Raw genomic sequence first — 16,381 nt, forward strand, 5'->3', positions numbered from 1 at the left:
GCGCACACGCCGGGCGGCCGCGTCCGGGACGTCAGGCCGACAGCACGCCGAGGTCCGCCGCGGCCCACCGCTGCCCGAGCCCCGTCACCGTCACATGGCGCACCTCGTCGGAGGTGTCGCCGACGGCCCGGTGGATGCGGATGTGCAGCCGGTCGTCGGTCAGCTCCTCGACCTTGCCCTCGCCCCACTCCACGACGATCACCGAGTCCGGCAGCGAGACGTCGAGGTCCAGGTCCTCCATCTCGTCGAGCCCGCCGCCCAGGCGGTACGCATCGACGTGGACGAGCGGCGGGCCGCCGGCCAGCGAAGGGTGCACACGGGCGATCACGAAGGTCGGCGAGGTGACCGCGCCCCGGACCCCGAGCCCTTCGCCGAGCCCGCGGGTGAGGGTCGTCTTGCCCGCCCCGAGCTCTCCGCTGAGCATCACGAGATCGCCGGCGCGCAACAGCCCGGCCAGACGACGCCCCATGTCCCCCATCGCCTCGGGCGAGTCGACGACGATGTCCACGCGCTTCTCCGCCGCCTCGGGCTCAGCCGGGCTGTGCGGTGCTGCTGGTGCTTCCATAACCGTTCACGGTAGCCCCTGCGGGCACGGCGCCCGCACGGGTGAGCAGGTCGGCGAGCCGGTCGGTGACCACTTCCGGGTGTTCCAGCATCACCAGGTGCCCGGCGTCCGGCACGAGCACCAGTTCCGCGTCCGGCAGCAGGTCGGCGATGGCCTCGCTGTGCTCGCTCGGCGTGACCAGATCCCCGGTCCCGGCCAGCACCAGCACCGGCATGTCCGTGAAACAGGCGAGCGCCTCGGTCTTGTCGTGATCGGTGAACGCCGGATAGAACTCGGCGACGACGTCGATCGGCGTGCTCTCGATCATCCGCTCGGCGAACCTCGCCACGGCCGGGTCCACGTCCCGCGAGGCGAACGAGTACCGCTTGATGATCCCGGCGAACAGGTCGGCGGTCACCCGCCGCCCCTTCTCCACCAGGGCCGCCTGCTGCCCGAGGGCCTTCAGCACGCCCGGCAGGACCCGCCGCACGGCGTTCACGCCCGCGACCGGCAGCCCGAAGTTGACCTCGCCGAGCCGCCCGGACGAGGTGCCGACGAAAGCCGTGGCCACCACCCGCTCGCGGATGAGCTCGGGGTACAGCGCGGCCAGGGCCATCACCGTCATCCCGCCCATGGAGTGCCCGACCAGCACGATCGGCCCCTCCGGCGCCGCAGCGTCGAGGACGGCCTTCAGATCGCGCCCCAGCTGGTCGATGGTGACGGGCACGCCGTCCTGCGTCTGGGCCCGGCCCCGCTCGGAGCGGCCGTGGCTGCGCTGGTCCCAGTGCACGGTCCGCACGACCCCCCGCAGAGCCGCCCGCTGGTAGTGCCAGGAATCCTGGTTGAGGCAGTAGCCGTGACTGAAGACCACGGTGACGGGGAGCGGGGCCTTGCGCCCGAACAGCCTGCGCCGCCGGTTCGCCGGGCCGCCCTGCGGCTCGGCCTCGTCGACCTCGTAGTAGAGCTCGGTGCCGTCGTCGGCGTGCGCCTTGCCCGGGGCGCCGCGGAGGCCGCCGTACGGCCCCGCCGAGTCCAGGGCCAGCCGGGCCTTCGCCCGCATGCCGCGCCCCACGGTCATCCGCTCCAGGGCCACGCCCGCCGCGGCGCCCGCGGCGATCACGCCTATCGCGGCGCCCGCGACGCCGGTCGCCCGGCGCCAGCCCCCGGCCGCCCCCGTGGCGGAGACGGCGACGACCGCCGTGGCGGCGCTCGCCACCGCCTCCGCGCCGGACGCCACCACCTCCGCGCTGCTCTCGCTCACGTACCGCTCCCTCTTCGGCCGATGTCCGTCACCTGACTGCCGGTTACCCGTCTCGTTGCGCATTCACCTGAGTCGGGCGCCGGACGCGTCATTCATTCACATAGACGCGGGGAACCCGCACTCCGATGCGCGTGACGATCTCGTATCCGATGGTTCCGGCCGCCTGCGCCCAGTCCTGCGCCGTGGGCTCCCCGCGGTCGCCGGGGCCGAAGAGGACCGCCTCCGCTCCGGGCCCGGGCTCGTCGCCGCCGAGGTCGACGACGAACTGGTCCATGGCGATGCGTCCGGCGGCCGTCCGCCACTTGCCGCCGACCAGCACCGGGCCGGTCCCGGAGGCGTGCCGCGGGACGCCGTCGGCGTACCCGAGGGGCACCAGGCCGAGCGTCGTCGCCCCCGGGGTCACGTAGTGGTGGCCGTAGCTCACGCCGTGGCCGCCCGGGACGTGCTTCACCAGGGCCAGCGGGGCCGCGAGGGTCATCGCCGGGCGCAGTCCGAGGTCGGCGGCGGAGCCCAGCTCGGGGGCGGGCGAGAGGCCGTACATCGCGATGCCCGGGCGGACGAGGTCGAGGTGGGTCTCCGGGAGCGTGAGCGTGGCCGGGGAGTTGGCGATGTGCCGCACCTCAGGCCGGGCGCCTTCTCTCTCGGCGTGGGCCGTCATCTCGTGGAACAGGGCGAGCTGGGCGGCGATGGAGGGGTGCCCGGGCTCGTCGGCGCAGGCGAGGTGCGACCACAGGCCGGTGATCCGCAGCAACCCCTCGCGCTCGGCGCGCAGCGCCCGCGCCACGAGCTCGGGCCAGTCGGCGGGCTGGCAGCCGTTGCGTCCGAGCCCGGTGTCGGCCTTGAGCTGCACCCGGGCCGGCCGGCCGGCGGCGCGGGCCGCCTCCTCGATCTCACGCAGCGCCCACAGCCCGCTCGCGGACACGTCGAGGCCCGCCTCGACGGCCTCCCGCCAGGGGCCGCCCGGCGTCCACAGCCAGCACATGATCCGGACGTCGGCGGGCAGGGCGCCGTCCGCGCGCAGTGCCAGCGCCTCCTCGGGCGTGGCGGTGCCCACCCAGGTGGCGCCGGCCCGGACGGCCGCGCGGGCGCACGGCAGGGCGCCGTGGCCGTACCCGTCGGCCTTCACCACGGCCATGAACGCCGCGCCCGGCGCCGTGGCGCGCAGGGTCCGCACATTGGCCCGCAGCGCGGCCAGGTCGATCTCGGCGCGGGCGCGCGACGGGGCGGTGGTCAGGTCGGCAGTCTCACTCATCGCGCCCAGTGTCTCAGAGCGCCCGGACCGCCCCTCAGGTACCGGGCCGCCGTCCCCACACGTAGACCCGGTCACCCTTCTTCAGCACGCCCCAGAGCCTGCGGGCGTCACCGAGGGTGAGGTTGACGCATCCCATCGAGCCGACGACGGTGTGGAGGGTGCCGTAGACGGCGTGGAAGGCCTCCCCGCCGTCGAAGAACTGGGCGTACGGCATGGGGGTGCCGTACAGGCTCGACACATGGTTCTTGTGCCGCCAGTAGATGGTGTGCCACCCCGTGCGGGTCGGATGGGCGACCCGCCCGCTGCGCATCGACACGGGCCCGAAGACGACCTTCGTCCCCTTCTGCACCCAGGTGAGCTGGCGGTCGAGGTCGACGCACGCGACCCGGTACGAGCGCACCGGGCACTTCTTCTTCGCGTTCGGGTTGCCGCCCGCGGCGACCAGCTGCATCCGCGCCCAGGTGACGGGCCCCGCGAATCCGATCGCCGGCGTGATCCCCTGCGCGCGCTGGAAGGCGCGGATCGCCTTGCAGTCGCCGGCCGACTGCCTGCCGTCCGCCTTCCGCTTCAGCCACCGCTCGACCGCCAGCTGGTACGGCCCGGTCCGCTTGGTGCAGGCGGTGCGGGAGACGATGTCCGCCAGTGGCACGTACTCGACCAGCGCGTAGGTTCCGGGCGGGGCGTCCCGCGGCTCGACGGCGTCCTCGGCGGCGGTCGGCTCGTACACCGTGGGCGGGAGCGCCTGGTCGGGCGTGTCGATCTGCCAGGGCCGGTACATCCCCGGCGGCACCCCGGGCACGAGTCGGGTCTCGGGATCGGGCGGCGCGGGGGCGGCCCGGGCGGGTCCGGCCAGGGGCAGCAGGGAGACGGCGGCCAACAGGACGGCGGCGATTCGTGTTCTGATCATTCCATCAGCCAAACGCGGCCCCGCCGGGGTCCGGGACCGGCGCGCGGGCGGGGTCACCCTTACGAGCGTCCGCCCCACGCGTACGGGGCGGCCGCACCAGAGCGGCCGGCGCGTTCACACCCGGGCGAATCGGGAGCCCCGCCGCGGCCCTGCCCCTCCCACCCGGCCCCCGCACGGCCCGCCCCGGACACTCCGGACACTCCGGAAACCCCGGACCCGGAATCCTCAGTCCCGCACGGCACGGTCCCGTACGTCCCGCCAGGCCTCGGGGATCGTCTCGGCCACGTCATGGGCGCCCACCGGTGCTCCGTGGGCCGCGAAGCGACCGGCCAGACCGTGCAGGTACGCGCCCACGCTCCCCGCGTCCAGCGCGCTCAGCCCGGCCGCGAGCAGCGACCCCGCCAGCCCCGACAGGACGTCCCCGCTGCCGGCGGTGGCCAGCCAGGCCGTCCCCGTGGCGTTCACCCGCACCGCGCCCGCGCCCCCCGCATCCGCGACCAGCGTCGTCGACCCCTTCAGCAGCACCGTCGCCCGGTACCGCGCCGCCAGCTCGCGCGCCGCGGCCAGCCGGGCCCGCTCCACCTCCTCGCGCGTCACCCCCAGCAGCGCGGCCGCCTCCCCGGCGTGCGGCGTCATCAGCGTCGGCGCGGTGCGGCCCCGCACCGCGGCGGCGTCCGCGAGCCGCAGCCCGTCGGCGTCGACGAGCACCGGCACGTCGGCCGCCAGCACCTCCGCCACCGTCCCCGCGTCGTCCCCGGCCCCCGGCCCGACGACCCAGGCCTGCACCCGCCCGGCCTGCTTCGGCCCTCCGTCGGACACGAGGGTCTCGGGAAACCGCGCGAGGACCGTGTCCCCGGCCGGACCGACGTACCGCACGGCCCCCGCCCCGCCGCGCAGCGCCCCCGCCACGGCCAGCACGGCGGCGCCCGGATAGCGGGCGGACCCGGCGGCGATCCCGACGACGCCCCGCCGGTACTTGTCGCTCTCCCCGCCCGGCGTCGGCAGCAGGGCGGCCACGTCCGCGTGCTGCAGGGCCTCCAGCTCGGGCCCGTCGGGCAGTTCGGCCCCGAGCCCGATGTCGACGAGCCGCACCGACCCGGCGTACTCCCGGGCGGGATCGACGAGCAGCCCCGGCTTGTGCGTGCCGAACGTGACGGTCAGGTCGGCGCGGATCGCGCTTCCGGGCACCTCGCCGGTGTCGGCGTCGACGCCGCTGGGCAGGTCGACGGCGACGACGGCGGCCCGGGCCTCGGCGACGAGCGTGGCCAGCGCGGCCGCTTCGGGCCGCAGCCCGCCCCGGCCGCCGATCCCGACGATCCCGTCGAGCACGAGGTCCGCCCGTCGGACGGCGTCCTGCGCCCCGCCGGGCGCGACCGTGCGTCCGCCCGCGCGCAACAGGGCCGTCAGCCCGCCGGCATGCGTGCGCTCCGGCGCCAGCAGCACCGCGGTGACACCCGCGCCGCGCCGGGCGAGCCGGGCGCCGGCGTACAGGGCGTCGCCGCCGTTGTCCCCGCTGCCGACCAGCAGCACGACCCGTCGCCCGTACACCCGCCCCAGCAGGTCCGCGCAGGCCGCGGCGAGCCCGGCGGCGGCCCGCTGCATGAGCGCCCCTTCCGGGACCCGGGCCATCAGCTCCCGTTCGGCACGACGGACGGTCTCGACACTGTAGGCAGTACGCATACGTCGAGTCTGCCCCGGCCCGTGCCACCGCCGCACGCGGTCGGCTCAGCCCTCGGCCACCACCACCGCCGAGGCGACGCCCGCGTCATGACTCAACGACACATGCCACCCCGTGACGCCCAGTTCGGCCGCTCGGGCGGCGACGCTCCCGCGCACCCGCAGCCGGGGCCGCCCGCTCTCCTCGACGTAGACCTCCGCGTCGGTCCACAGCAGCCCGGGCGGAGCTCCCAGCGCCTTGGCGAGCGCCTCCTTCGCGGCGAACCGCGCCGCCAGCGAGGCGGCCCCCCTGCGGCCCCCGCCGGGCAGCAGCAACTCGCTGTCCAGGAACAACCGTCGGGCGAGCCCCGGCGTCCGTTCCAGCGACGCCGCGAACCGCTCGATCTCGGCCACGTCGATACCGACCCCGATGATGCTCATGTCGAGCACCCTAAGGCCGCGTTGTCACAGCCTGCTGCTAGCCTGCGGCGACTTGATCACGTCAAGTCGGCAGCAGACTTTCACCGCCGCGCGCCCTGGGGGGCCAGCCCGCGCGCCGCGGACAGCGACGCCAGGGGGCGGAGGCATGACCAGCACCATCAACGGCACGACCAGCGGCGGACCGCCGAGTTCTTCGGGGCCGACCTTCGACCCGTACGACAACACACCCGAGCTGATCCCGCTGCGCACCGCCGCGCAGGCCGGGGACTGGCCGGCCGTGCGGGCCTGGTTCGCGGGGCTCGGCTCGGTCGACCAGCTCGCCTCGGCCTCCAGCCTCCTCGCCGACATCGCCGGCGTCGAGAACTTCCTGGAGCGGGCGGTCGCCGAAGAGCCCGACGATCCGTTGCCGCGTGCGCTGCTCGCCGAGCGGTACGTCTACATCGGCTGGGACATCCGCAGCGGCGCCCGCGCCCAGCACGTCTCGCAGGACCAGTTCGCGCAGTTCCACGACTGGCTGCGGCGGGCCGAGCAGCTGCTGATCGAGGTCTGCGCCGCGCATCCCGACCACGCGCCCGCGTGGACCGCCCGGCTGATGACCGCGCGCGGTCTGCAGCTGGGGCAGGCCGAGGCGCGCCGCCGCTACGACCGGCTGTCCGCCCACCATCCGCACCACTACCGCGCCCAGACGCAGCTGCTGCAGCAGGTGTGCCCGAAGTGGGGCGGCTCCTGGGAGGCGGCACACGGCTTCGCCCGCGAGTGCGCGACCGCCGCCCCCGACGGCTCGAACTCCGGCGCCCTGGTCGCCCTCGCGCACATCGAGCGCTGGCTGGACCTGGACAGCGGCGAGGACGCGGCCTACATGCGAGGCCTGTCGGTCCGCGACGACCTGCGGCACGCCGCCCAGGTGTCCGTGCTGCACCCCGCCCACCGGCCCGACTGGAACTCGATCGGCGCGCACAACGCGTTCGCGTTCGCCTTCTCGCTCGGCAACCACTGGGCCGACGCGGCCCCGCACTTCGCGTTCCTCGGCGACCGCGCGTCGGAGTCCCCCTGGTATTACCTGCCCGACAGGACGTCGTCGTTCCTCAAGTGCCGCAAGGCCGCGCTGGACACCCGAGGAGGCGTCCGATGACCACGGACCTGCACCGGCACGACCCCGTCCCCGGCTCCGGGGACGGCGGCGCCGACGGCCTCGCCGCTCTGGACGGCCTGGTCGCGCACACCACCGTCGACGGCATTCCCGCCCTCTACGCCCCCGCCTCCGGCAAGGAGATCACCGCCGGTCTCTTCTTCCGGGTGGGCCGTGCCGACGAGACCCTGGCCACGGCCGGCATCACCCACCTCGTGGAGCACCTCGCCCTGCACCGCCTGGGCCTGTCCGACCTGCACTACAACGGCGCGACGGCGAACGCCTACACACTCTTCCTCGTGAACGGCCGCGAGGAGGAGGTCGTCGAGTACCTCAACGGCGTGTGCGCGGGCCTGCGCGACCTGCCGATGCAGCGGCTGGAGACCGAGAAGGAGATCCTGCGCACCGAGGCGGCCGGCCGCGGCGGCGGCTCCCGGCAGCAGATGCCGCTGTGGCGGTACGGCGCCCGGAGCTACGGCCTGTCCAGCTACTCCGAGCTCGGCACCTGGGGCCTCACGCCCGACCAGGTCCGCTCCTGGGCCGAGACCCGCTTCACCAGGGACAACGCGGTGCTCTGGATCACCAGCGACCACATCCCCGACGGCCTGGACCTCACCCTCCCCGCGGGCTCCCGCTTCCCCGCGCCGGCCGCGACCAGCGCCCTGCCCTCCACCCCCGCGTACATCAGCGGCGACGACGGCCATGTCGTCCTCACCTCGGTGCTGCGCCGCTCCACCGCGGCGAGCGTCTTCGCCGACGTGCTCGGCCGGGCCCTCTTCCGGGACCTGCGCCAGGAGGGCGGCTACTCCTACTCCGCGGAGGCCGACTACAGCCCGCGCGACGCCGACTTCGCCACCCTCACCGCCTACGCCGACGCCCTTCCGCAGAAGCAGGACGCGGTCGTCGGCGGCTTCGTCGACACCCTCGCCCGGCTGCGCGCGGGCCGCATCGAGCAGGCCGAGCTGGACTCGGCCCGGGGCAAACTGCTCAAGATGTACGACACTCCCGACCTGGGCGCCGCCACCCTGCCCTCGTACGCGCTGAGCCTGCTGCTCGGGCACCCCATCCTCAGCCCCGAGCAGCACAAGGCGGAGCTGAACGCGGTGACCACGCAGGACCTGCGCGAGGCCGCCAGGGAGACCTGGGAGAACGCGCTCCTGCAGACGCCCGGCCGGGGCGTCGACTGGGCGGGGCTGACGCTCGCCCCGCAGCGTTCGACGGACGCGGTCACCGGCACCCGTCACCAGTCCCTGGAGGACGACGACCTCACCCTGGTCATCGGGGCCGAGGGCGTGAGCCTGCTGACCCCGAGGGGTCCGATCACCGTCCGCTACGACGCCTGCGCGGCGATGACCACCCGGCCGGACGGCTCTCGTGTCCTCACCGGCCACGACGGCTTCTCGGTCAACGTGGAGCCCACCCTCTTCCGAGGCGTGACGCCGGACCGCATCGCGGCGCTCGACGCGGCCGTGCCACCGCAGGCGACGGTGCCGATGCCGGCCCGCGAGCCCGACCGCATCCCCCAGCCGCGCGAGCGGGCCGCCGCGCCGGCGTCCGGCGGCGGCCGCTCCTCGTGGGGCTGGACCGCCGCGCTGTGGCTCGTGGGCCTGCTCGCTGCGGTCTGGGGCCTGCTCTGCGCCGTGATCACGGCCGACGAGGCCTCGGCCGCAGCCCCGGAGTGGGACGCGGTCGTGGGCGTCTGGATCATGGAACTCCCGCTCGTCTTCGCGACGTGGAAGGTGTTCGCGGCACGCCGGACGCGCAGGCGGAGCTGACGGCCCGCCCCGGGCCGCTCCTGGACAGCCGCGGGCGATCCAGGAGCGGCCCGGCACACGGGCCGCTGCCCCAGACGGGTCCCTCCGCACGGGCCCCCTCCGCACGGGCTACTCCACCGTGACGGACTTCGCCAGGTTCCGCGGCTGATCCACCTCGTTGCCCCGCGCCGTCGCCAGCTCGCACGCGAACACCTGCAGCGGCACCGTCGCGACCAGCGGCTGCAGCAGCACCGGCGTGACGGGAATGCGCACCAGATGGTCGGCGTACGGCACGACCGCCTCGTCCCCCTCCTCGGCGATCACGACGGTCCGCGCTCCGCGCGCCCGGATCTCCTGGATGTTGGACACGATCTTGTCGTGCAGGACGGACCGCCCGCGCGGCGAGGGCACCACCACGACGACCGGCAGGTCCTCCTCGATGAGCGCGATGGGGCCGTGCTTGAGCTCCCCCGCCGCGAACCCCTCCGCGTGCATGTAGGCGAGCTCCTTCAGCTTGAGCGCCCCCTCCAGCGCGACCGGGTAGCCCACGTGCCGTCCGAGGAACAGCACCGTGTCCTTCCCGGCGAGCGACCGCGCCAGCTCCCGCACCGGCTCCATCGTCTCCAGCACCCGCTCGACCTCGCCGGGCATCCGCGCGAGATCCTTCACGACGGCCCGGATCTCGTCCCCCCACTTGGCGCCGCGGACCTGGGCCAGATAGAGGGCGACCAGGTAGCAGGCCACCAGCTGTGTCAGGAACGCCTTGGTGGACGCGACGGCCACCTCCGGCCCGGCGTGCGTGTAGAGCACGGCGTCCGACTCGCGGGGGATCGTCGAACCGTTGGTGTTGCAGATGGCGAGCACCTTGGAGCCCTGCTCGCGGGCGTGCCGCAGCGCCATCAGGGTGTCCATGGTCTCGCCCGACTGCGAGACGGCGATGACGAGCGACCGTGAACCGAGGATGGGGTCCCGGTAGCGGAACTCGCTCGCCAGCTCCACCTCGCACGGGATGCGCGTCCAGTGCTCGATGGCGTACTTGGCGATGAGGCCCGCGTGGAAGGCCGTGCCGCAGGCGACGATGACGACCTTGTCCACCTCCCGCAGCTCGGCGGCCGGGATCCGCACCTCGTCGAGGGTCAGCGCGCCCGAGGCGTCGACACGGCCCAGCAGCGTGTCGGCGACGGCCTTGGGCTGCTCGGCGATCTCCTTGAGCATGAAGTAGTCGTAGCCGCCCTTCTCCGCGGCCGAGGCGTCCCAGTCGATGTGGTACGAGCGCACGTCGGCCGCGGATCCGTCGAAGCCGGTGACGGTCACGCCGTCCCGGCGCAGCTCGACGACCTGGTCCTGCCCCAGCTCGATCGCCGAGCGCGTGTGGGCGATGAACGCGGCGACGTCCGAGGCGAGGAACGCCTCGCCCTCTCCCACGCCCACCACGAGCGGCGAGTTGCGGCGCGCGCCGACCACCACGTCCGGCTCGTCGGCGTGCACCGCGACCAGCGTGAACGCTCCCTCCAGCCGTCGGCACACCAGCCGCATGGCCTCGGCGAGGTCGGCGGTCACCGAGAACTCCTCGGCGAGCAGATGCGCCACCACCTCGGTGTCGGTATCGGAGAGCAACTCATGCCCGCGCTCGGCGAGTTCGGCCCGCAGCACGGCGAAGTTCTCGATGATCCCGTTGTGCACGACGGCGACGCGGCCGGCGTTGTCGAGGTGAGGGTGGGCGTTGCCGTCCGTCGGCGCGCCGTGCGTGGCCCACCGGGTGTGCCCGATGCCCGACGTCCCGGCCGGCAACGGCCGCTCCGTCAGTTCCTTCTCCAGATTGACGAGTTTGCCCGCCTTCTTGGCCGCGGCGAGCCCACCGTCGGCCGGCACGGCGACGCCCGCCGAGTCGTACCCCCGGTACTCCAGCCGCTTCAGTCCGGCCATGACGACGTCGAGCGCCGCCTGAGACCCCACATATCCCACGATTCCGCACATGATCGGCAGCGTACGGCGAAACGACCTCCGGAAAGAGGGTCCACGTGCCCGATTTCGGAAATTCCCACGGTCCAACGAGGGCCGAGGTCCACTGCCCCCGCCCGACGCGCGAGCCGCGTCGCGCCGCCCGTCACATCGTCGACCGGCCCGGCCGGGGCGAGCCGGTCGGGCACGCGGGAGGCCGGATCGGGACGAGCGTGACGGAGCCCACCTGCCGTCCCGTTCAAACTCCGTTAACAATGGAGTGTGATCTCCCCGGTCTCCCCGATGCCCCGGAGCGCCCACCGGCACAGGCCGGAGGCGACTCCCTACCTCGATCTCACCCGAAGCGAGTGGAGCGCGCTGCGCGAGAAGACCCCACTGCCGCTGACGGCCGAGGAGGTCGAGAAGCTGCGCGGTCTGGGCGACGTCATCGACCTCGACGAGGTGCGTGACATCTACCTTCCGTTGTCCCGCCTGCTCAACCTCTACGTCGGCGCGACGGACGGTCTGCGCGGCGCGCTCAACACCTTCCTCGGCGAACAGGGCTCGCAGTCCGGCACCCCGTTCGTGATAGGCGTCGCGGGCTCCGTGGCGGTGGGCAAGTCGACGGTCGCCCGCCTCCTGCAGGCCCTGCTCTCCCGCTGGCCGGAGCATCCCCGCGTGGAACTGGTCACCACTGACGGCTTCCTGCTCCCGACCCGGGAACTGGAAGCCCGCGGTCTGATGTCCCGCAAGGGCTTCCCCGAGTCGTACGACCGGCGCGCCCTGACCCGCTTCGTGGCCGACATCAAGGCCGGCAAGGGCGAGGTCACGGCCCCCGTCTACTCCCACCTGATCTACGACATCGTGCCGGACCGCAAGCTCACCGTCCGCCGCCCCGACATCCTCATCGTCGAGGGCCTGAACGTGCTGCAGCCCGCGCTCCCCGGCAAGGACGGCCGCACCCGGGTCGGCCTCGCCGACTACTTCGACTTCAGCGTGTACGTCGACGCGAGCGCCGAGGACATCGAGCGCTGGTATCTCAACCGGTTCCGGAAACTGCGCCGGACCGCCTTCCAGAACCCGGACTCGTACTTCAGGAAGTACACCCAGGTCTCCGAGGAGGAGGCCGTGGACTACGCCCGCGGTCTCTGGCGCACCATCAACAAGCCCAACCTGGTAGAGAACATCGCCCCGACCCGCGGCCGGGCCACCCTCGTGGTCCGCAAGGGCCAGGACCACAAGGTACGACGCCTGAGTCTGCGCAAACTCTGACGGCTACCCTGCCCCCATGCTTCACCTGCGCCTGATCACCCCGTCGGACACCACCGAGTCCGCGGTCCGGCTGATCGAGAAAACCGTCGGCACCACCCACGTCGTCGTCCTGCCGGGAGCCGCCCGCAACCCGGCCGGCGATGTCGTCCTGTGCGACGTGGCACGCGAGGCGGGGGACGAACTCCTCACCGGGCTACAGGAGTTGGGCCTGGACAAGACCGGCTCGATCGCCGTGGAGAACATCGACCTGTCGCTCTCCCTGCGCGCCGACAAGGCCGAGGAGGAGGCGCCGGGCGAGGGCGCGGACGCGGTCCTGTGGGAGCACCTCACCGACGCCAGCCACGAGGAGTCGACGCTCTCCGTCACCTACGTCGCGTTCATCACGCTCGCCACGATGATCGCGGCCTGCGGTGTGGTCCTCGACAACGCGGTCCTCATCGTGGGGGCGATGGCGGTGGGCCCGGAGTTCGGCCCGCTGGCCGGCATCTCCACGTCGATCGTGCAACGCGCGCCCCGCCTGGCGCTGCGCTCACTGATCGCCCTGCTGGTCGGCTTCGCGGCCGCGATGACCGTGACCGTCGGCTTCAGCCTCTTCATGGACGCGATCGGCCAGTTCAGCATGGAGCAACTGGAGGCCGACCGCCCCCAGACCGGCTTCGTCTACGCCCCCGACGCCTTCTCCTTCATCGTCGCCCTGCTGGCCGGAGCCGCCGGCACCCTCTCCCTGACGTCGGCGAAGTCCGGCGCCCTGGTCGGCGTCGCCATCTCGGTGACGACGGTCCCGGCGGCCGCGAACGCGGCCGTGGCCCTCAGTTACGGCGACACCCGCCAGACCTGGGGCTCCACGGAACAGCTCCTGCTGAACCTGCTGGGCATCGTCCTGGCCGGCACGCTTACCCTGCTGGCCCAGAAGTGGTTCTGGTCGAAGCAACGGCAACGGGAGCACGCCGGATAGCGCGAGCTGCTGAGCCCAGGGGCCGCGCAGGCCCTGCGGAGATGCGGCTCGGCCGCGCCGGCACGGCACGGCGGGGCGCATCCCGCAGCCGCAGCCCGCACCGCGCGGAGCCCCCGCCCAGCCCGGTCCAGCCCCGCCCCGGGCCGGATCGGACCGGATCGGACCAGCCGCAGTGGGCTAACCGAGCGCCGACTTCACCACATCCGCAAGGCGCCCGGCGACAGCCTGCGCCTGGTCGATGTCGGCCGCCTCGACCATCACCCGCACCAACGGCTCGGTCCCGGAGGGCCGCAGCAGCACCCGTCCGGTGGAGCCGAGCTCCCGCTCCGCCTCGTCCACGGCGGTCGCGAGTTCGGCCGAGTCCCCGACCCGGGACCTGTCGACGTCCGGAACATTGATCAAGACCTGCGGCAGCCGCTCCATCACGGAGGCCAGCTCCCGCAGCGACCGTCCGCTCTGGGCGACGCGAGCCGCCAGCATCAGCCCGGTCAGCGTGCCGTCGCCGGTCGTCGCGTGGTCGAGGATGATCACGTGCCCGGACTGCTCGCCGCCCAGCGCGTAGCCGTGCTGCTTCATCTCCTCCAGCACGTACCGGTCGCCGACGGCGGCCTGCACCAGCTGGATGCCCTCGCGCTCCATGGCGAGCTTGAAGCCGAGGTTGGACATGACGGTCGCGACAACGGTGTCCGAGCGCAGCACGCCCCGCTCCCGCATGGACAGGGCCAGCACGGCGAGGATCTGGTCGCCGTCGATCTCCTCGCCCGTGTGGTCCACGGCGAGGCACCGGTCCGCGTCCCCGTCGTGCGCGACGCCGAGGTCGGCCCCGTGCTCGAGGACCGCGGCCTTGAGCTTGTCCAGGTGCGTCGAGCCGCACCCGTCGTTGATGTTGAGCCCGTCCGGCTCGGCCCCGATGGTCACGATCTCCGCGCCGGCCCGCGTGAACGCCTCGGGCGACACCCGCGCCGCGGCGCCGTGCGCCTCGTCCAGGACGATCTTCAGCCCGTCGAGCCGGTTCGGCAGGACGGCGATGAGGTGGGCGACATAGCGGTCGAACCCCTCGCTGTACGAACGCACGCGACCGACGCCGCCGCCGGTCGGGCGGTCCCAGGGAGCGCCGGTGCGGTGCTCCTCGTAGACCGACTCGATCCGGTCCTCCAGCTCGTCGGCGAGCTTGTGGCCGCCGCGGGCGAAGAACTTGACGCCGTTGTCGGGCATGGCGTTGTGGCTGGCGGAGAGCATCACGCCGAGGTCCGCGCCGAGCACGCCGGTGAGGTACGCGACGGCGGGCGTCGGCAGCACGCCGACCTTCAGCACGTCCACACCCGCACTCGCCAGGCCGGCCACCACGGCGGCCTCCAGGAACTCCCCGGACGCACGCGGGTCCCGTCCGACGACGGCCACCGGTCGGTGTCCCTCGAACGTCCCCGCCTCGGCCAGCACGTGCGCCGCCGCGACCGAGAGGCCGAGCGCCAGCTCCGCCGTCAGATCCGCGTTGGCGACACCGCGCACGCCGTCCGTGCCGAAGAGTCGTCCCACTTGTCCTCCTGAGGAAGCGTCAGTTTCAAAAGCCTTGCGGGCCCGTCGGGCGGCCGACCGGTCCGCGGCGGCTCCCGCGTCCCGGCACCGCGTTCGGGCACCGCATCCCAGCGCCGCGTTCGGGCACCGCGTCCAGGCACCGCGTTCCGGCGCCGCATTCAGGCATTTGATGCCCTGAACATCCGATCGCACAAGCCTTTGAGCACCTTGTGCCGTTATACGCCCACGGCTGCGAGAAAACGAACGCCCCGGCGACACTGTGGCGTGCCGCCGGGGCGTTCGGAGTACGTGCGGGCGGACCGGAAACCGGTCCGACCCGTGATACGTACGAGCAGGCAGCGAAGCTTAGCGCTTGCTGTACTGCGGGGCCTTGCGGGCCTTCTTGAGACCGGCCTTCTTGCGCTCGACCGCGCGGTCGTCACGCGTGAGGAAGCCGGCCTTCTTGAGGGCGCCGCGGTTGTTGTCGACGTCGGCCTCGTTCAGCGCACGGGCGACACCGAGACGGAGCGCACCGGCCTGACCGGAGACGCCGCCACCCGAGATACGGGCGATGACGTCGTAGCGGTTGTCGAGCTCGAGCACCTTGAAGGGCTCGTTGACTTCCTGCTGGTGCACCTTGTTCGGGAAGTAGTCCTCGAGGGTGCGACCGTTGATCTTCCACTTCCCGGAGCCCGGAACGATCCGGACGCGGGCGATGGCGTTCTTGCGACGGCCCAGGCCGGCCGCGGGCTGGGCCTCGCCGAAGCGGGACGCCAGGGACTCCGAGGTGTACTCACCCTCGACGGGGACCTCGGACTCGGTGGTGTAGCTGTCGATGTCGACGAGCTCGGTCTCTTCGAGCGGCTGCTCGGCAGTGGTCTCGGCCACGGTTCTCCTCAGATTCTCTTCAGCTTGGGGTGGTGTGGCCGGACTTACTGCGCGACCTGGGTGATTTCGAACGGCACGGGCTGCTGCGCCGCGTGCGGGTGCACGTCACCCTTGTAGACCTTCAGCTTCGAGAGCATCTGACGGCCGAGCGTGTTCTTGGGGAGCATGCCCTTGACGGCCTTCTCGACGGCCTTCTCCGGGTTGTTCGCGAGGAGGTCGTCGTAGCGCACGGAGCGCAGACCGCCCGGGTAACCCGAGTGGCGGTAGGCCATCTTCTGGGTCCGCTTGTTGCCGGAGAGGTGCACCTTGTCGGCGTTGATGATGATGACGAAGTCACCGGTGTCGACGTGGGGCGCGTAGATCGGCTTGTGCTTGCCCCGCAGAAGGGACGCGGCAGTGGTGGCGAGACGGCCCAGGACGATGTCCTGAGCGTCGATGACGTGCCACTGGCGCGTCACATCGCCGGGCTTGGGGCTGTACGTACGCACGGTTCGTAGCCTTCGCTTCTTCAGTGAATTGGTCCTGACAAGGTCACCGAAGACGATCACGACAGCCCTGACCGCACTGCGGTGACGCAAACCGCGTGCTGGTCGCTGGTCATCGGCCCGGTGGACCGGTGTAAGGGCCCGTCCCGTGAGAAGAGCAAGCCAATACACAACGAAGAAGCAGAATACCCGTGTCCTGGGGGCCGGGTCAAAACGGGGCCGAACCACGCACGTGAACATGTCAGGCTCGCCACCGGAAGACGACCGGAAACATCCCCCCGGAGTGTCCCGCGCCACACCCCGCCCGTCGGCCTGGGACAACGCCGTACCAACCACCCGGAGATGTCGCCTTTGCCCGCACTCCCGCCCCGAAGGCCGCGG

At 72.9% G+C, this 16,381-nt stretch carries 14 protein-coding genes; 4 read left to right on the forward strand and 10 right to left on the reverse strand.

From position 1 onward, the window contains the following. Window positions 1–31 precede the first annotated feature (31 nt). From tsaE to BG482_RS19630, 6 genes are all read right to left on the reverse strand, one after another. Window positions 32–565: a tRNA (adenosine(37)-N6)-threonylcarbamoyltransferase complex ATPase subunit type 1 TsaE gene (tsaE, locus tag BG482_RS19605; protein WP_069770377.1), complete on the reverse strand. Its 534-nt coding sequence runs from the start codon at window positions 563–565 to the stop codon at window positions 32–34. Next, the gene (locus tag BG482_RS19610) at window positions 531–1,805 is read right to left on the reverse strand and encodes an alpha/beta fold hydrolase (protein ID WP_069770378.1); all 1,275 of its coding nucleotides are present in this window, start codon (window positions 1,803–1,805) and stop codon (window positions 531–533) included. The genes tsaE and BG482_RS19610 overlap by 35 nt, the downstream gene beginning before the upstream one ends. A gap of 88 nt (window positions 1,806–1,893) precedes the next feature. Beyond that, window positions 1,894–3,057 carry an alanine racemase gene (gene alr, locus BG482_RS19615; protein WP_069770379.1) on the reverse strand — a complete coding sequence of 388 codons (1,164 nt, stop codon included), beginning with the start codon at window positions 3,055–3,057 and terminating at the stop codon, window positions 1,894–1,896. A gap of 34 nt (window positions 3,058–3,091) precedes the next feature. Then, window positions 3,092–3,964 (reverse strand): L,D-transpeptidase family protein, encoded by an 873-nt coding sequence (locus BG482_RS19620; RefSeq protein ID WP_069770380.1) that lies wholly within the window; start codon window positions 3,962–3,964, stop codon window positions 3,092–3,094. Between the two features lie 225 nt (window positions 3,965–4,189). Then, window positions 4,190–5,644, reverse strand: coding sequence for an NAD(P)H-hydrate dehydratase (locus BG482_RS19625; protein WP_079141934.1), 1,455 nt, complete (start codon window positions 5,642–5,644; stop codon window positions 4,190–4,192). 45 nt (window positions 5,645–5,689) lie between these two features. After that, on the reverse strand, window positions 5,690–6,061 hold the full coding sequence (locus BG482_RS19630) for a holo-ACP synthase (RefSeq protein ID WP_069770382.1): 372 nt from the start codon (window positions 6,059–6,061) through the stop codon (window positions 5,690–5,692). A gap of 145 nt (window positions 6,062–6,206) precedes the next feature. Here BG482_RS19630 and BG482_RS19635 point away from each other — a divergent pair, with 145 nt between their 5' ends. Then, window positions 6,207–7,193, forward strand: coding sequence for a hypothetical protein (locus BG482_RS19635; RefSeq protein WP_069770383.1), 987 nt, complete (start codon window positions 6,207–6,209; stop codon window positions 7,191–7,193). Continuing rightward, window positions 7,190–8,965, forward strand: a complete 1,776-nt coding sequence (locus tag BG482_RS19640; protein ID WP_069770384.1) for a pitrilysin family protein — start codon at window positions 7,190–7,192, stop codon at window positions 8,963–8,965. Before BG482_RS19635 ends, BG482_RS19640 begins: the two co-directional genes overlap by 4 nt. A gap of 108 nt (window positions 8,966–9,073) precedes the next feature. Here the strand turns inward: BG482_RS19640 and glmS are convergent, their stop codons facing one another. Beyond that, window positions 9,074–10,921: a glutamine--fructose-6-phosphate transaminase (isomerizing) gene (gene glmS, locus BG482_RS19645; RefSeq protein WP_069770385.1), complete on the reverse strand. Its 1,848-nt coding sequence runs from the start codon at window positions 10,919–10,921 to the stop codon at window positions 9,074–9,076. 267 nt (window positions 10,922–11,188) lie between these two features. Here glmS and coaA point away from each other — a divergent pair, with 267 nt between their 5' ends. Together coaA and BG482_RS19655 are read left to right on the forward strand one after the other, a co-directional pair. Next, window positions 11,189–12,157, forward strand: coding sequence for a type I pantothenate kinase (gene coaA / locus BG482_RS19650; RefSeq protein WP_069770386.1), 969 nt, complete (start codon window positions 11,189–11,191; stop codon window positions 12,155–12,157). Between the two features lie 16 nt (window positions 12,158–12,173). Then, the gene (locus tag BG482_RS19655; protein WP_069770387.1) at window positions 12,174–13,112 is read left to right on the forward strand and encodes a DUF389 domain-containing protein; all 939 of its coding nucleotides are present in this window, start codon (window positions 12,174–12,176) and stop codon (window positions 13,110–13,112) included. 177 nt (window positions 13,113–13,289) lie between these two features. On the opposite strand, the gene glmM is transcribed toward BG482_RS19655, so the two are convergent. The 3 genes from glmM to rplM all read right to left on the reverse strand — a co-directional run bounded on the left by glmM (window position 13,290) and on the right by rplM (window position 16,003). After that, entirely contained in the window at window positions 13,290–14,648 is a 1,359-nt protein-coding gene (glmM, locus tag BG482_RS19660) for a phosphoglucosamine mutase (RefSeq protein WP_069770388.1), read from the reverse strand. 345 nt (window positions 14,649–14,993) lie between these two features. Continuing rightward, window positions 14,994–15,515, reverse strand: a complete 522-nt coding sequence (gene rpsI, locus BG482_RS19665; protein WP_069770389.1) for a 30S ribosomal protein S9 — start codon at window positions 15,513–15,515, stop codon at window positions 14,994–14,996. Between the two features lie 44 nt (window positions 15,516–15,559). Beyond that, window positions 15,560–16,003, reverse strand: coding sequence for a 50S ribosomal protein L13 (gene rplM, locus BG482_RS19670; RefSeq protein ID WP_020132189.1), 444 nt, complete (start codon window positions 16,001–16,003; stop codon window positions 15,560–15,562). Between the last annotated feature and the right edge of the window lie 378 nt (window positions 16,004–16,381).

The organism is Streptomyces sp. LUP30 (assembly GCF_001746365.1).
In the GTDB taxonomy this organism is placed as follows: Bacteria; Actinomycetota; Actinomycetes; order Streptomycetales; family Streptomycetaceae; genus Streptomyces.

Bases quoted from the DNA above. Each gene is read 5' to 3' on its own strand.
- BG482_RS19630 (WP_069770382.1), bottom strand. From the start codon at position 6,061: ATGAGCATCATCGGGGTCGGTATCGACGTGGCCGAGATCGAGCGGTTC.
- glmS (WP_069770385.1), bottom strand. From the start codon at position 10,921: ATGTGCGGAATCGTGGGATATGTGGGGTCTCAGGCGGCGCTCGACGTC.
- BG482_RS19635 (WP_069770383.1), top strand. From the start codon at position 6,207: ATGACCAGCACCATCAACGGCACGACCAGCGGCGGACCGCCGAGTTCT.
- BG482_RS19640 (WP_069770384.1), top strand. From the start codon at position 7,190: ATGACCACGGACCTGCACCGGCACGACCCCGTCCCCGGCTCCGGGGAC.
- tsaE (WP_069770377.1), bottom strand. From the start codon at position 565: ATGGAAGCACCAGCAGCACCGCACAGCCCGGCTGAGCCCGAGGCGGCG.
- BG482_RS19655 (WP_069770387.1), top strand. From the start codon at position 12,174: ATGCTTCACCTGCGCCTGATCACCCCGTCGGACACCACCGAGTCCGCG.
- alr (WP_069770379.1), bottom strand. From the start codon at position 3,057: ATGAGTGAGACTGCCGACCTGACCACCGCCCCGTCGCGCGCCCGCGCC.
- coaA (WP_069770386.1), top strand. From the start codon at position 11,189: ATGCCCCGGAGCGCCCACCGGCACAGGCCGGAGGCGACTCCCTACCTC.
- BG482_RS19625 (WP_079141934.1), bottom strand. From the start codon at position 5,644: ATGCGTACTGCCTACAGTGTCGAGACCGTCCGTCGTGCCGAACGGGAG.
- BG482_RS19620 (WP_069770380.1), bottom strand. From the start codon at position 3,964: ATGATCAGAACACGAATCGCCGCCGTCCTGTTGGCCGCCGTCTCCCTG.